Consider the following 14869-nt stretch of genomic DNA (forward strand, 5'->3'; position numbering starts at 1 on the left):
GCGACCCCCCTCCTGATGCGCCGCCCCTCACAACGACCAGGCGGCCAGCAGATCGCTTGGCCGGTAGACGGCGTCGAGCCCCGCGCAGTCGGCTCCGCTGCGCGAGACCGCCAGGACCGGGACGGGATCATCGGTGAGGGCGGCCCGGTGGCGATGGAGGGACGCGAGGTCGTGACGGTCGAAGGGTGAGCGCTCCAGCCACTTGACGGAGCCGACGAAGAGCAGCTCCCTGGCGACGGGCGCGCGGTCCGCCCCGACGATGTCGATCTCGACGTCATTGGTGCGGGTCCAGTAGCCGCCCACCGCGGGGGCCGCGGGGAGCCGGTCGTCGGGCAGCAGGCGGGCGAGTGCCTCGCGGACGAGCGGCTCGACCGCCCGGCCACGCCAACTGGTCCACTTCTCCCGGATCCGCGCCAGCGTCAGGTCGCCCCGCCCGCGCTCGATCTCCTCCATCGACGGGCCGAGCAGGTACAGCCAGAACCGCAGGTAGGGATCGGTCACGCGGTAGCGGCGGTCCTTCGAGGGGCGCAGCGACACGGGCAGCTCCGCGGCGACGATCCGCTTGTCCGCCAGCAGTTCCAGCGCCCGCTGCAGCGGCGTGGCACCGATTCCGCCGGCCGCACGCGCGATGTTGGTGAAGGTCCGCTCGCCGCTGCCGATGGCCGCGAGGACCGTACGCGCCTGGGCCTGCGGGGGGAACTCGGCGGCCAGCGAGCGTTCCGCCGACACCAGCAGGGCCGAGACCGGATCGCTCAGCGCCTCGCCGAGGAAATCCCACAGCCCCGCGCCGCGCGGCCACTCCGCGCAGATCAACGGCAGCCCACCGGTGACCAGCGCGGCGTCGAACGCCTCCGCCGGATCGAGCCCGAGCATCCGCCCCACCTCGGCGGGGTTCAGCGGGCCCAGCACCATCTCCCGGCCGCGCTGGTGGAAGGGGCGTCCGTAGCTGTTCAGTGCCTCCATCATCGACAGGTCGGAGCCGATCAGCACGAGCAGCACCGGCTTGGTCTCCAGCACCCGGTCCCAGGCTCGCTGCAGCATCCCCTCGAAAGCCCCGCCGGCATCCATCAGGTAGGGCACCTCGTCGATGACCAGCACGCTCGCCCGGTCGGCGGGCAGCGCAGCGGCCAGCACGTCGAACGCGGCGTCCCAGCTCTCCGGACGCGCGGCGGCCACCAGACCCGCCAGCGGCAGCGTCGACACCTGGGCGTCCCGGGCCAGCCGCGCCAGATCGTCCCCGGGGGACGCGCCGGTCGCCGCATAGAACAGGAACGGGGCCCCGGAGCGCTCCGCGAACCGCTCGACCAGCCGCGACTTACCCACCCGGCGCCGCCCGCGCAGCATCACGCAGCGACCGGGCCGCTCTCCCCCGACCCCCGCGGCCACCTTCCCCAGCTCCCGCTCCAGCGTCGCCAGCTCCTGCCGGCGCCCCACGAAGTCCGCCACGTCCGCCGACCTCCACCCATGAAACTAACGTCGATGTTAGTAACATCGACGTTAGCACCCATGACGGCCCGAGAACCCGCCACCGCACCGACCCACCACCACGCGGGGGCCCGACCCGGAGGGACTGCCTGCGCACCGCTCGACCCCGCCTGGCGCCCCATCGACCCGAAGAGCGACTCTTTCGAGGACTGGGACGCCGCCGTTTCGCGCGTGCTTGGAGACGATCTCGACGGCCTCATGGTTCGCGTGCCCCATCCAGCACGCGATGGGGCGGAGGCCCGCCTCCGGAGAAGTGGGCCCCTTCTGACCTGCATGTTTGCCACGTCAGCGACACGGCGTTGATCCATCCGCTCACACGTTGAAGCGGAACTCCACCACGTCGCCGTCCTGCATGACGTACTCCTTGCCCTCCATGCGGGCCTTGCCCTTGGCGCGGGCCTCGGCGACGGAGCCGGTGGCGACGAGGTCGGCGAAGGAGATGACCTCGGCCTTGATGAAGCCCTTCTGGAAGTCCGTGTGGATGACGCCGGCCGCCTCGGGGGCGGTGGCGCCGCGCTTGATGGTCCAGGCGCGGGATTCCTTGGGGCCGGCGGTGAGGTACGTCTGGAGGCCGAGGGTCTCGAAGCCGACGCGGGCGAGCGTGGCCAGGCCCGGCTCGGTCGCACCGACGGACTCCAGGAGCTCCATGGCGTCGTCCTCGTCGAGCTCGGCGAGGTCCGCCTCCAGCTTGGCGTTGAGGAAGATCGCCTCGGCCGGGGCGACCAGCGCGCGCTGCTCGGCCTTGAAGGCGTCGTCGGTCAGCTCGTCCTCGTCGACGTTGAAGACGTAGAGGAACGGCTTGGTGGTGAGCAGGTGGAGGTCGTGGAGGAGGGCGGCGCGCTCGCTGCCCTGCAGGACGCCCTGGGAGAAGAGGGTGTCGCCGCGCTCCAGGATCGCCTGGGCCTCCTCGACGGCCGCGACCTTCGGGGCGACGTCCTTCTTGATGCGCGACTCCTTCTGGAGCCGGGGCAGCACCTTCTCGATGGTCTGCAGGTCGGCGAGGATCAGCTCGGTGTTGATCGTCTCGATGTCATCCTTGGGCGACACCTTGCCGTCGACGTGCACCACGTTCTCGTCCTTGAACGCCCGGATGACCTGGCAGATCGCGTCGGACTCGCGGATGTTCGCCAGGAACTTGTTGCCCAGGCCCTCGCCCTCGGAGGCGCCCCGGACGATGCCCGCGATGTCCACGAAGTCGACGGTGGCCGGCAGCACCCGCGCGGAGGAGAACAGCTCGGCGAGCTTGGCCAGCCGCGGGTCGGGAACGCCCACGACGCCCACGTTGGGCTCGATCGTGGCGAACGGGTAGTTGGCCGCCAGGACGTCGTTCTTGGTCAGGGCGTTGAAGAGCGTCGACTTGCCGACGTTCGGCAGGCCGACGATTCCGATGGTGAGCGACACGTTGGCGACTTCCGTTAAGGCCGAGAACAGCGAGCAGGCGCGAGAGGGACGGCGTCCAGTCTACGGTCCGTGCCCCGCTCCCCCGGCCGCCCGTCGAACACCGCCCCCACGCGGGGGAAAACGCGTGTCCCGCCATGCGATCATCCCGCGAGCGTGCCTACTGTACGTAGGTGGATCAACACACTGCGCGCACGGGCACCGGGCCTGCGCCCAGCGGAGAAGCCGCCGCCGGGGTCTACCACCCCCCACCGCCCCCCACCCGTCCGATCCCCGCCGCGCTGCGCAGGCTGCGCGCGATCCAGCGTCCGCGCCCACGGCTCACCGGCCTGGGCACGGGGCTGCTCACCACCCTGGTCACGGTGCTCGGCGGGGCCGTCGACTCGTTCCTGTTCGACGGCCCCGGCGTGCTGTTCGGGCTGGTGTTCCTCGCCGCGAGCGTCGCCGGCGCGCTGTGCGTGCGGCCCTACGACCTGGTGGCCGGGCCGGTGGCCGCGCCGATCGCCTTCGCGGTGGGCATCACGCTCACCGGCGACAGCGGCGGCGGCGGCCTGGCCGGGCACCTGATCGGCGTGTTCACCGGGCTGGCCACGATGACCGGCTGGCTGTACGCCGGGACCGCCCTGGCCGCCCTGATCGCCGGGGTCAGAGCTTTGCGGCTGCCATCGCGGCGCCGACGATCCCCGCGGAGTTCTGCAGCTCGGCGGGAACGATCTCGGCGGTGATCCCCTCGATCAGCGGCAGGAACTTGTCGGCCTTGCGGCTGATCCCGCCGCCGATCACGAACAGGCCTGGAGAGAAGAGCATCTCGACGTGCGCGAGGTACTTCTGCAGCCGGTGCGCCCAGTGCTCCCAGCTCAGGTCGTGGTCCTCGCGCGCCTTCACCGAGGCGCGCGTCTCCGCGTCGTGGCCGTGCAGCTCCAGGTGGCCGAGCTCGGTGTTGGGCACCAGGCGGCCGTCGACGAACAGGGCACTGCCGATGCCGGTGCCGAGGGTGAGCATGATGACCACGCCGCCACGGCCGCGGCCCGCGCCGAACGTCACCTCGGCGACACCGGCCGCGTCCGCGTCGTTGAGGACGACCACGGGCTGGCCGAGCCGCTCGCTGATCAGCTTGCGCGCGTCGATGCCGATCCAGCCGCTGTCCACGTTCGCCGCGGTCCGGGTGGTGCCCTCGACGACCACCCCGGGGAACGTCACGCCCAGCGGCCCGGTGTGGCCGAAGTGCCGGACGACCTCGTGGACGCCCTCGATCACGGCGTCCGGTGTCGCCGGATGCGGGGTCGCGACCTTGAACCGCTCGTCTGAGAGTTCGCCCCGGTCGAGGTCGACCGGTGCGCCCTTGATGCCGGTACCGCCGATGTCCACACCGAACACGTTCATGGCCTCCACGTTAGGGGTGTACGGAAAACGTCACCTCTTGGCCGATACCCGCCGACCCGCGTCCCACCACCACTTCCCGGCGGCGGATGTGCCGCCCGTCCCCGGCGGGTGTGCCGCCGCGTCCGGGACGTGCCGTCCGCGTCCTACTCGGACGCGGCGTGCGCGGCCTTCTCCGCGGCCTCCGCGCGCAGGTCGCGGCGCAGCTCCTTCGGCAGCGAGAACTGGATCGACTCCTGTGCGGAGGTGACGACCTGGACGTCCGCGAAGCCGCGGGCGGCCAGCCACTCCAGCACGCCGTCGACGAGGATCTCGGGGACGGAGGCGCCGGAGGTGACGCCGACGGTGCCGACGCCGTCCAGCCACGCGTCCTCGCACTCCTCGGCGAAGTCCACCAGGTACGACGCGCCGGCGCCGGCCTGCAGGGCCACCTCGACCAGGCGGATCGAGTTGGAGGAGTTGCGGGAGCCCACCACGATGACCAGGTCGGCCTCGGCGGCGATCTGCTTGACGGCCACCTGGCGGTTCTGGGTGGCGTAGCAGATGTCGTCGCTCGGCGGCGAGAGCAGCTGCGGGAAGCGCTCCTTGAGCGCGTCCACCGTCTCCATCGTCTCGTCGACGGACAGCGTGGTCTGGGACAGCCAGACGACCTTGGACTCGTCGCGCACGTGCACGTGCGCGGCGTCCGCGGGGCCGTCGACGAGGTGCATCCGCTCCGGGGCCTCGCCCATGGTGCCGATGACCTCCTCGTGGCCCTCGTGGCCGATGAGGAGGATGTCGTAGTCGGAGTCGGCGAACCGGCGGGCTTCCTTGTGGACCTTGGTGACCAGCGGGCAGGTCGCGTCGATGGAGGCGAGGCTGCGCTGCGCGGCCTCCTCGTGGACGACGGGCGCGACGCCGTGCGCGGAGAAGATCACGATCGCGTTCTCCGGCACCTCCTCCGTCTCGTCGACGAAGATCGCGCCCTTCTTCTCCAGGGTCTGGACGACGTACTTGTTGTGCACGATCTGCTTGCGCACGTAGACCGGGGCGCCGTACTGCTCGAGCGCCTTCTCGACGGTGATGACGGCGCGGTCCACGCCCGCGCAGTACCCGCGGGGGGCGGCGAGCAGGACGCGGCGGCTGGAGTCAGAGGTCATGGGCCCATCGTACGGGGGCGGGCGCGGGCGCCGTCGGGGTGTCGGCGGGGCGCACTAGGGTGCGGTCATGGCTCTCAACACCACGGCGGAGGCGCCGATCCCGGTCGGCGAGGTGTCGCGGCTCATCGGCGGCTGGATCGAGCGGCTCGGCGCGGTGTGGGTGGAGGGCCAGATCACCCAGCTGTCGCGGCGGCCGGGCGCGGGCGTGGTGTTCCTGACGCTGCGCGACCCCTCGCACGACATCTCGATCCCGGTGACGTGCTTCCGCGGCGTCTTCGAGAAGGTCGCCGACGTGGTCGGGGAGGGCGCGCGCGTCGTGCTGTACGCCAAGCCCGAGTGGTACGGGCCGCGCGGCACGCTGTCCCTGCGGGCGACGGAGATCCGGCCGGTGGGCATGGGCGAGCTGCTGGCCCGGCTGGAGCAGCTGAAGCGGACGCTGGCGGCGGAGGGGCTGTTCGCGCTGGACCGCAAGCGCCCGGTGCCGTTCCTGCCGCAGCTGATCGGGCTGGTGACCGGCCGCGCGTCGGCCGCCGAGCGGGACGTGCGGGAGAACGCCAGGCTTCGCTGGCCGGCGGTGCGGTTCGAGGTGCGCAACGTGCCGGTGCAGGGCGCGAGCGCGGTGCCGCGGATCATCGAGGCGGTGCGGGCACTGGACGCGCACCCCGAGGTGGACGTGATCATCGTGGCGCGTGGCGGCGGCAGCGTCGAGGACCTGCTGCCGTTCTCCGACGAGCGGCTGGTGCGCACGGTCGCGGAGTGCGGCACACCGGTGGTGTCCGCGATCGGGCACGAGCCCGACACGCCGCTGCTGGACCTGGTCGCCGACCTGCGCGCGTCGACGCCGACGGACGCGGCGAAGCGGGTGGTGCCCGACGTGCGGGAGGAGCTGGCCCGGGTCCAGCAGGTGCGGGACCGGGCCCTGCGGGTGATCCGCGGGCTGCTGGACCGGGAGGAGCGGGGGCTGACCGCGGCCCTGAGCCGTCCGTCGATGGCCGCGCCGTACCGGATGGTCGACGAGCGGGCCGCGGAGGTCGCGGACCGGGCCGACCGGGGGCGGCGGGCGCTGCGGCACGCGCTGGAGCGCGCGGACGCGGATCTGGCGCACACCCTGGCCCGGGTGGTGGCACTGTCCCCGGCGGCGACGCTGCGCCGCGGGTACGCGGTGCTCCAGCACCAGGACGGCGGCGTGGTCCGGGCCGCGGACGACGTCAGCCCGGGCGAGGAGCTGCGCGCGCGGGTGGCCGAGGGCGGCTTCACCGTCCGCGTCGCCGACCGACCCGCCGGACGGCCCGTCGCCGACTGACCCGAAGGGCGCCTCGTCGGCACGGTGATCCGCCCGGGCGGCCCTGCGCCGTCGTAGGCAGGTCATAGGGTGGCAGCCATGGCGGATGGGACGTTGGGGTACGAGCAGGCGCGCGACGAGCTGGTGGAGGTCGTGCGCAAGCTGGAGGCGGGCGGCGCCACGCTGGAGGAGTCGCTCGCGCTGTGGGAGCGCGGCGAGGAGCTCGCGAAGGTCTGCCGCCGCTGGCTGGAGGGCGCGCGGGCCCGGCTGGACGCCGCGCTGGCCGCCGAGGAGGCGGACGAGCTGGCCGCGGGCGCCGCCGAGCAGGCCGCGGTGGACGCCGAGGAGGCGGGCGAGCCGGCCGCGGGCTCCGGCCCGGAGGACACCCCGAGGCGCTGACCGGTGCCGATCCGGCGGCGGCTACGCTCGCCCATATAGATGTGCCATACATGAGTGCAGTGCGTCACAGTTGAAAGCGGAATGATTGAATCCTCATCCATGTTGGGGGAGGGTGTCAGCAACTGATCCACCCCCGAAAGGCCAGGGACCCCCCATGACCCTCGCGCTGGACTCCGCCGCGCAGGACCTCCTCTTCCGTGAAGCCCGCACGGCGAACACGTTCACCGACGAAGCGGTGACCGACGAGCAGGTGCAGGCGATCTACGACCTGGTGAAGTACGCCCCCACCGCCTTCAACCAGCAGCCGCTGCGCGTGGTGCTGGTCCGCTCCCCCGAGGGGCGCGAGCGGCTGCTGCAGCACATGGCCGAGGGCAACCGGCCCAAGACCGCGAGCGCCCCGCTGGTCGCGATCCTGGCCGCCGACAACGAGTTCCACGAGGAGCTGCCCACCCAGCTCCCGCACTTCCCGCAGGCCAAGGACGTCTTCTTCAGCGAGCGCACGGTGCGTGAGCGCTCCGCCGCGCTGAACGCCGCACTCCAGGTCGGCTACTTCATCATCGGCGTGCGGGCCGCCGGCCTGGCCGCCGGCCCGATGACGGGCTTCGACGCCGCGGGCATCGACAAGGAGTTCTTCTCCGACGGCGAGCACTCGGTGCTGGCCGTGGTGAACATCGGCAAGCCGGGCGAGGACGCCTGGTTCCCGCGCTCCCCGCGCCTGGACTACGGCCAGGTCGTCACGACCGTCTGACCCTTCCGCCTGGTCCTTCCCAGGCCGCGCCTAGTGGCCGCCGCGCTCCTGCAGCGCGGCGGCCATCTGCGTGAGCTGGCTCTGCGGCGCGGTGCCGAGCACGACCGTGGTGACCTTGGGCTCCTTGCGGACCAGGGCGGTGTAGCGGCCGCCGGTGTAGCGCTCCCAGGTGTGGCCGCCGGCGGTCACCGTGCCGCCGCCGGCGGGGTGCGAGCCCAGCGTGACCGAGGCGACGAACGGGTCCGCGGCGCCGTTGCTCTGCTCGATCGCCACGTACTGCTCGTCGGGGTCGACGAAGCCGACGTGCCAGGTCACGTTCTTCGGGTCGCCGGCGTTGTAGGTGACAGAGGTGGAGCGCCACTCCGCGCTCAGGCCCTCGGGGCCGGCCACCGGGTAGGGCGCGTCGCGCCGGGCCTGCCCGAGTTCCACCGAGAACGGGACCACCTTGACGGGGTCGGCATGCGAGTCGTGCGGGATGAAGAGGTAGATCACGAAGACGACGAAGCCCAGGACCACCAGGGAGAGCAGGAGGTCCCGCACCGTCTTGTTGCCACGCTTGTCTGCTGCCACGCCCCTATCGTCCCCCATGTCCCCAGGGGCCCCGACCGCCGGGTGGCGGCATCGCGCGGCCCGAGTCACCATGGCGCTCATGTGACATGCCCCCTGCTCATATTGGCGGGCACCCGATAGGGTCACAGCACCCTCATTTCCGGCCGTCCTCGTACAGAAAGGTGCGCTGTGATGACCGAGCAGCATTTGCCCCCGCAACTCGAAGTGAGCCCGGAGGCCCCCGACCGCAACCTCGCCCTGGAGCTGGTCAGGGTGACCGAGGCCGCCGCGATGGCGGCCGGGCGGTGGGTCGGCCGCGGCGACAAGAACGGCGCGGACGGCGCCGCCGTCAAGGCGATGCGAACCCTGGTGCACACCGTCTCGATGAACGGTGTCGTGGTGATCGGCGAAGGCGAGAAGGACGAAGCGCCGATGCTCTTCAACGGCGAGCGGATCGGCGACGGGACCGGCGCCGAGTGCGACGTCGCCGTCGACCCGGTGGACGGCACCACGCTCACCGCCAAGGGCATGCCGAACGCGGTGTCCGTGCTGGCGGTCGCCGACCGCGGCACGATGTACGACCCGTCGGCCGTCTTCTACATGGACAAGCTCGTGGTCGGACCCGAGGCCGCGGAGTTCGTCGACATCACCGCGCCCACCGAGGTCAACATCCGCCGCGTCGCCAAGGCCAAGGGCAGCGCTCCGGAGGACGTGACCGTCGTGGTGCTGGACCGGCCGCGGCACGACCGGCTGGTGCAGGAGATCCGCGAGACCGGCGCCCGGATCAAGTTCATCTCCGACGGCGACGTGGCCGGCGCGATCATGGCGGTCCGCGACGGGACCGGCGTCGACATGCTGATGGGCATCGGCGGCACGCCCGAGGGCATCATCTCGGCCTGCGCGATCGCCTGCCTGGGCGGCACGATCCAGGGCCGCCTGTGGCCCAAGGACGACGCCGAGAAGCGCAAGGCGCTGGACGCCGGGCACGACCTGGACCGGGTGCTGCACACCACGGACCTGGTCAGCGGCGACAACGTGTTCTTCGTCGCCACCGGCATCACGGACGGTGAACTGCTGCGCGGCGTGCGCTACCGCGCGGAGACGGCCACCACCTCGTCCCTGGTGATGCGCTCCAAGTCCGGCACGATCCGGCAGATCGACTCGGTGCACCAGCTGTCGAAGCTGCGCGCGTACAGCGCCGTCGACTTCGACCGCGCCGCCCACTGAGACCGGCTCCACCAGGCCGGCTCCAGCAGGACCGACCCCGCCCCTGCCGCCCCGCCCGGGCCCCGTATTCCCGAACGCGGCGGTGGGGGCGGGAGGTCAGCCCGCGGCGGCTATCTGCGGGGCGGGGCGCTGGAGTTCGACCTCGCGGCGCCTGCGCCTGGCCAGCACCACGCGGCGCTCGGCGGCGGTCATGCCGCCCCACACGCCGTACGGTTCGGGCTGCAGCAAGGCGTGTTCACGGCATTCCAGCATCACCGGGCAGCGGGCGCAGACGCGCTTGGCCGCTTCCTCGCGGGACAGCCGGGCCGCCGTGGGCTCCTTGGACGGGGCGAAGAACAGCCCCGCCTCGTCACTGCGGCAGGCGGCCTCCGAGTGCCATGGGCCGCCGAGATCCCGCGGGTGGCCTGGCGGGAAGGACGCGTCCATGACGGGCTCGATCGGTTGAAGCACGGGAAACTCCTGACGACGGCTCGGCGAGTGCCACGCTTCTGCCCGTCGCCGGCCGGCGCCCGGTGGGGGCGCGCCGGGGGCAGCGGCGCGGCGGCGTGCTCCATCCCCTACCCGCTGTGCGCGACTTCATGCGCACCGTGTTCGCCGCGGGCACACCGGGGCAACGCCCGCAGTTCAGCGCGAGGGTGCCGCCGCCGGCGTCCGGGCGGGGCGGGAGAGCGGTCGCGGGACGGCCGCGCGAGGTGGGGTGCTTGAGAGCGCCGGTTCGGAAGAGGCCGTTCGGCACGGCCCGTTGAGAGGCTCCGCACGCAAGGGGGCCCTGCGGGAAGGCCTATCGGGGATCGCCCGCGCCGAACACGGTGTGCAAGGAGGCCGGTTCAGTCGCTGAGGCGCCGCTGGGCCTTCTTCGTCCAGTCGGCCAGCTTCTTGCCGCGCTTGGCCTTCGCCTCGACACCGCCCCAGAACGCGAACCCGTCCACCCGGACCACCGGCGCGCCCGGGTCGGGCGCCTCGAACGCCTTGACGTCGGAGCCGCCCATGATGCCGACGACACCGCCGCCGCGCAGCGTCACGTTCTCCGGCAGCCTGATGCTGACGCCGCCCATGATGGCGGTGCAGTGGATGACGAGTTCGGGCGAGGTGAACGTGGCCTCGGTCAGGTCGATCTCGACGCCGCCCAGGATCGCCACCGCGGTGATCCTGTTGCCCACCCGCCAGCGCCCCTTGCGCTCGGACCCGCCCAGGATGGCGACCAGGTTGGGGTTCTCGCCGCCCGCGTCGGGCGCGAACTGCCGTGGCGCGGGGACCGGTTCGGGCCGCGCGGCCGCGCCGGCCGGCAGGTCCCTGATGAGCGGCTCCAGTTCACCCACGGTCTTGGCCGCGTAGACGCGGTCCAGACGCTCGGAGTGCTCGGCCGCGTCGAGCCGCCCCTCGGCGAGCGCGTCCCGCAGGATGTCGGCGACCCGGTCCCGGTCGGCGTCCGAGGCGCGCAGGTCGGGCGCCCCGCCGACGGCGGCCGGAACGCTGGTGCGGGCCGGCGGGTCCGCCGGCTGCTGCGGGCGCTTCTGGAGCTGCGATTCATCCACCCGGCCACCGTACACAGACGCGATAGATCGCGACTACCCCGAGGCACGCCGGACCCCACCCGGAACCGCCCCCTAGGGGGCGCCCCTCCCCGTCCCCGAACAGGCCAAGGGTCCGCCGGAGTCCCCGGCCCACAGCCGGGCGCCGCCCCGGGACTCCCGTCACGACGTCCGCTTCGGGCCCCGGGCCGGCCCACGCCCGGCTCCCGGCCCGGCTCACGGTCCGCGTCCGGCTCCGCTTCCAACGCTGCTCCCGGCTCCGCTTCCAGCGCTGGTCCCGGTTCCGCTTCCGGCACCGCGCCGGTGCGGCCGCGAACCGACTCGTGACAGGCGCCGCGCGGGTGCCCACAATGCTCGGATGATGCTCGTCAACCGGGACTACCGCCTGCTGTGGACCGGCCAACTCATCTCCCAGACGGGCGACTTCGTCTTCGACACGACGCTCGCGCTCTGGATCGGCACCGTGGTCCTGGCCGGCCGCTCCTACGCCCCCGTCGCGGTCTCCGGGCTGATCGTCGCCGTCGCGCTCGCCACGTTGCTGGTCGGCCCGCCCGCCGGGGTGTTCGTCGACCGGTGGGACCGGCGGCGGACGATGATGGCGGCCGACCTGACACGCGCCGCCCTGACCGGCGCGCTGACCGTGGTGGCCTTCCTGCCCGCCGGAACGCTGCCGGACGGCGCGGTGCTCGTCGCCGCCTACGCGACGGTGTTCCTGGCCACCTGCGCCGCGCAGTTCTTCAACCCCGCCAGGTTCGCGCTCGTCGGCAAGGTGGTCGAGCCGGGCGACCGGGCGCGGGCCGCCGGGATCGGCCAGGCCACCCAGGCCATCGCCTCCATCGCGGGACCGCCGCTGGCGGCCCCGCTGCTGTTCGCGGTCGGAGTCCGCTGGGCGCTGCTGCTCAACGCGCTGTCGTTCCTGGTGTCGTTCGCGGTCGTGCGCAGGATGCGGATCGGCGGGGTGCGGAGCCGGGACGCCAAGGCCGCGGATCCCGGGCGGGGCGCCGCGGACGCGCACACCGGCGGCGCACTCCGCGGCTCGTGGCGCGCGGAGTTCGTCGCGGGCCTGGGGCTGGTGGCCGGCAGCCGCGTCGTCACCGCGCTGCTCGTCAGCGCCGCGCTGGCCACCGTCGGCACCGGCGCGCTCAACTCGCTCGACGTCTTCTTCGTGACCGACAACCTGGGCGCGGCCGCCCGCTGGTACGGCACGCTGGAGATGGCGCTGGGCTTCGGGCTGGTGGCAGGCGCGCTGGTGGCGGCCGCGGTGACCGTGCGGCTGGGCGCCCACCGGGTGTTCGCCGCCGGGCTTGCGCTGACCGGCCTGGGCCTGGTGGTGTACTCGCGGCTGACCGGCCTCGGGCCGGCCCTGGTGACGCTGGCCCTGATCGGCCTGCCGCTGGCCGCACTGAACACGGCGGTGACGCCCGTGCTGCTCTCCGCGGTGCCGCAGTCGCACCTGGGCCGGGTCATCGCCGTGATCAACCCCGTGCAGCAGCTCGCCTCGCTCGTCGGCGTGGCCGCGTCCGGCTGGCTGGCGAGCACCGGGCTGCACGGCCTGGACGCGGAGGTGGCCGGGGTGCACCTCGGTCCCATCGACACGATCTTCTCCGTCGCGGGTCTGCTGGTGATGGCGGGCGGGGCGTACGCGGCGGTGGCGATGCGCGGCGCGGGTGCCGCCCCTCCGGCCGCCGTGCCGTCCCCGCGGGCGGAGGGGGTGCCCGGCTCCCCGCGGGCCGAGGCAGATGCCGGGCCCTCGGCGGCCGAGGGCCGGCCCTCCTCGGCCGCGCCCGGGACCCCGGCCGGGGACGGGCCCTCGGCGGCCGACGGCCGGCCCGGGGAACCCGACGTCACACCGCCCGCTTCGGCCTGACCGCGGGTGAGCGCTACCTCACAGATTCACGGCCGCGTGGAGGTTCTACGCTGGATGCGCTTCAGCGTCGACGCAGCCGAGTGAGGAATGCCCCCTATGCCCGAGTTCGCCTATACGGATCTGCTCCCCCTCGGCGAGGACACGACCCCGTACCGCCTGATCACCTCCGAAGGGGTCAGCACCTTCGAAGCCGACGGGCGGACGTTCCTGAAGGTCGAGCCCGAGGCGCTGCGCCGGCTGGCCGCCGAGGCCATGCACGACATCTCGCACTACCTGCGGCCGGCCCACCTGGCGCAGCTGCAGCGGATCCTGGACGACCCCGCGGCCAGCCCCAACGACCGCTTCGTGGCGCTGGACCTGCTGAAGAACGCCAACATCGCGGCCGCCGGCGTGCTGCCGATGTGCCAGGACACCGGCACCGCGATCGTCATGGGCAAGCGCGGCCAGAACGTGCTGACCTCGGGCGGTGACGAGGAGGCGCTGTCGCGCGGCATCTACGACGCGTACACCAAGCTGAACCTGCGCTACTCCCAGATGGCCCCGCTGACCATGTGGGACGAGAAGAACACCGGCTCCAACCTGCCCGCGCAGATCGAGCTCTACGCGACCGACGGCGGCGCCTACAAGTTCCTGTTCATGGCCAAGGGCGGCGGCAGCGCCAACAAGTCGTTCCTGTACCAGGAGACGAAGGCGGTCCTCAACGAGGCGTCGATGATGCGGTTCCTGGAGGAGAAGATCCGCTCGCTGGGCACCGCGGCGTGCCCGCCGTACCACCTGGCGATCGTGGTCGGCGGCACCAGCGCGGAGTTCGCGCTGAAGACCGCCAAGTACGCGTCCGCGCACTACCTGGACGAGCTGCCGGCCGAGGGCTCGCCGACCGGGCACGGCTTCCGCGACAAGGAGCTGGAGCAGCAGGTCTTCGAGCTCACCCAGAGGATCGGCATCGGCGCGCAGTTCGGCGGCAAGTACTTCTGCCACGACGTGCGCGTGGTGCGGCTGCCGCGGCACGGCGCGTCCTGCCCCGTCGCGATCGCCGTCTCCTGCTCCGCCGACCGCCAGGCGCTGGCCAAGATCACGCCCGAGGGCGTGTTCCTGGAGCAGCTGGAGACGGACCCGGCGCGCTTCCTGCCGGAGACCACCGACGAGCACCTCGACGAGGACGTGGTCCGCGTCGACCTCAACCGGCCGATGGACGAGATCCGCGCGGAGCTGACCAAGTACCCGGTCAAGACCCGCCTGTCGCTGTCCGGCCCGCTGGTCGTGGCCCGCGACATCGCGCACGCCAAGATCAAGGAGAGGCTGGACGCGGGCGAGGGGATGCCGCAGTACCTGCGGGACCACGCGGTCTACTACGCCGGTCCGGCCAAGACCCCCGAGGGCTACGCGTCCGGCTCGTTCGGCCCGACCACCGCGGGCCGGATGGACGCGTACGTCGAGCAGTTCCAGGCGGCCGGCGGCTCGATGGTGATGCTCGCCAAGGGCAACAGGTCCCGCCAGGTCACCGACGCGTGCGCCGCGCACGGCGGCTTCTACCTCGGCTCGATCGGCGGCCCCGCCGCGCGCCTGGCCCAGGACTGCATCAAGAAGGTCGACGTCCTGGAGTACGCCGAGCTCGGCATGGAGGCCGTCTGGAAGATCGAGGTCGAGGACTTCCCCGCCTTCGTCGTCGTCGACGACAAGGGCAACGACTTCTTCACCGACCCCGCCCCCTCCCCCACCTTCACCTCCATCCCCCTCCGCCCGGGCGCCTGATCCCCGGCCGGCACACGGGATCCGCACGCGGGGCAGCCGGATTCCGGCGCCCCGCGTGTTGCGTGGGTGTTGCGTGCGACGCGGGAGGGGGGAAAGATCCGTAGGCTCTGT

14 protein-coding genes are annotated in these 14869 nt (G+C 72.7%); 7 read left to right on the top strand and 7 right to left on the bottom strand.

Annotation, left to right across the window (positions count from 1 at the left end):
* Positions 1 to 27: 27 nt before the first annotated feature.
* Complete coding sequence (locus tag BMW99_RS08425) at positions 28 to 1446, bottom strand: ATP-binding protein (protein WP_075016522.1); 1419 nt, start codon at positions 1444 to 1446, stop codon at positions 28 to 30.
* Positions 1447 to 1797: 351 nt separating this feature from the next.
* Complete coding sequence (gene ychF / locus BMW99_RS08430; protein ID WP_069465274.1) at positions 1798 to 2886, bottom strand: redox-regulated ATPase YchF; 1089 nt, start codon at positions 2884 to 2886, stop codon at positions 1798 to 1800.
* A 170-nt stretch (positions 2887 to 3056) separates the two neighbouring features.
* On the opposite strand from ychF, the gene BMW99_RS08435 reads away from it, so the two are divergent.
* Entirely contained in the window at positions 3057 to 3608 is a 552-nt protein-coding gene (locus BMW99_RS08435) for a DUF6542 domain-containing protein (RefSeq protein WP_075016523.1), read from the top strand.
* On the opposite strand, the gene ppgK is transcribed toward BMW99_RS08435, so the two are convergent.
* Together ppgK and BMW99_RS08445 are read right to left on the bottom strand one after the other, a co-directional pair.
* A complete protein-coding gene (gene ppgK, locus BMW99_RS08440) occupies positions 3529 to 4266 on the bottom strand; it encodes a polyphosphate--glucose phosphotransferase (RefSeq protein ID WP_069467608.1) in 738 nt (245 codons plus the stop codon). The genes BMW99_RS08435 and ppgK overlap by 80 nt on opposite strands.
* Positions 4267 to 4409: 143 nt before the next feature.
* Positions 4410 to 5402 (bottom strand): 4-hydroxy-3-methylbut-2-enyl diphosphate reductase, encoded by a 993-nt coding sequence (locus BMW99_RS08445; protein WP_075016524.1) that lies wholly within the window; start codon positions 5400 to 5402, stop codon positions 4410 to 4412.
* A gap of 67 nt (positions 5403 to 5469) precedes the next feature.
* On the opposite strand from BMW99_RS08445, the gene xseA reads away from it, so the two are divergent.
* The 3 genes from xseA to BMW99_RS08460 all read left to right on the top strand — a co-directional run bounded on the left by xseA (position 5470) and on the right by BMW99_RS08460 (position 7831).
* The gene (xseA, locus tag BMW99_RS08450) at positions 5470 to 6705 is read left to right on the top strand and encodes an exodeoxyribonuclease VII large subunit (protein WP_069465195.1); all 1236 of its coding nucleotides are present in this window, start codon (positions 5470 to 5472) and stop codon (positions 6703 to 6705) included.
* A gap of 78 nt (positions 6706 to 6783) precedes the next feature.
* Positions 6784 to 7083, top strand: coding sequence for an exodeoxyribonuclease VII small subunit (locus tag BMW99_RS08455; RefSeq protein ID WP_069465196.1), 300 nt, complete (start codon positions 6784 to 6786; stop codon positions 7081 to 7083).
* 154 nt (positions 7084 to 7237) lie between these two features.
* Entirely contained in the window at positions 7238 to 7831 is a 594-nt protein-coding gene (locus tag BMW99_RS08460) for a malonic semialdehyde reductase (protein ID WP_069465197.1), read from the top strand.
* Positions 7832 to 7861: 30 nt separating this feature from the next.
* Here the strand turns inward: BMW99_RS08460 and BMW99_RS08465 are convergent, their stop codons facing one another.
* Positions 7862 to 8401 carry a DUF4245 domain-containing protein gene (locus BMW99_RS08465; RefSeq protein ID WP_322899721.1) on the bottom strand — a complete coding sequence of 180 codons (540 nt, stop codon included), beginning with the start codon at positions 8399 to 8401 and terminating at the stop codon, positions 7862 to 7864.
* 171 nt (positions 8402 to 8572) lie between these two features.
* Between BMW99_RS08465 and glpX the strand changes: the two genes are divergently transcribed.
* Positions 8573 to 9607: a class II fructose-bisphosphatase gene (gene glpX / locus BMW99_RS08470; protein ID WP_075016526.1), complete on the top strand. Its 1035-nt coding sequence runs from the start codon at positions 8573 to 8575 to the stop codon at positions 9605 to 9607.
* A gap of 96 nt (positions 9608 to 9703) precedes the next feature.
* Here glpX and BMW99_RS08475 read toward each other — a convergent pair whose 3' ends face one another.
* Positions 9704 to 10033 (bottom strand): WhiB family transcriptional regulator, encoded by a 330-nt coding sequence (locus BMW99_RS08475; RefSeq protein ID WP_407640276.1) that lies wholly within the window; start codon positions 10031 to 10033, stop codon positions 9704 to 9706.
* Positions 10034 to 10434: 401 nt separating this feature from the next.
* Complete coding sequence (locus tag BMW99_RS08480; RefSeq protein WP_069466908.1) at positions 10435 to 11142, bottom strand: DUF1707 SHOCT-like domain-containing protein; 708 nt, start codon at positions 11140 to 11142, stop codon at positions 10435 to 10437.
* Between the two features lie 355 nt (positions 11143 to 11497).
* Here BMW99_RS08480 and BMW99_RS08485 point away from each other — a divergent pair, with 355 nt between their 5' ends.
* Both BMW99_RS08485 and BMW99_RS08490 read left to right on the top strand, forming a co-directional pair.
* Positions 11498 to 13006 (top strand): MFS transporter, encoded by a 1509-nt coding sequence (locus BMW99_RS08485; protein WP_075016528.1) that lies wholly within the window; start codon positions 11498 to 11500, stop codon positions 13004 to 13006.
* Between the two features lie 96 nt (positions 13007 to 13102).
* Entirely contained in the window at positions 13103 to 14758 is a 1656-nt protein-coding gene (locus BMW99_RS08490; protein ID WP_075016529.1) for a fumarate hydratase, read from the top strand.
* Positions 14759 to 14869 lie beyond the last annotated feature (111 nt).

It is taken from the genome of Actinacidiphila rubida, from assembly GCF_900110255.1.
GTDB classification, from domain to species: Bacteria; Actinomycetota; Actinomycetes; order Streptomycetales; family Streptomycetaceae; genus Actinacidiphila; species Actinacidiphila rubida.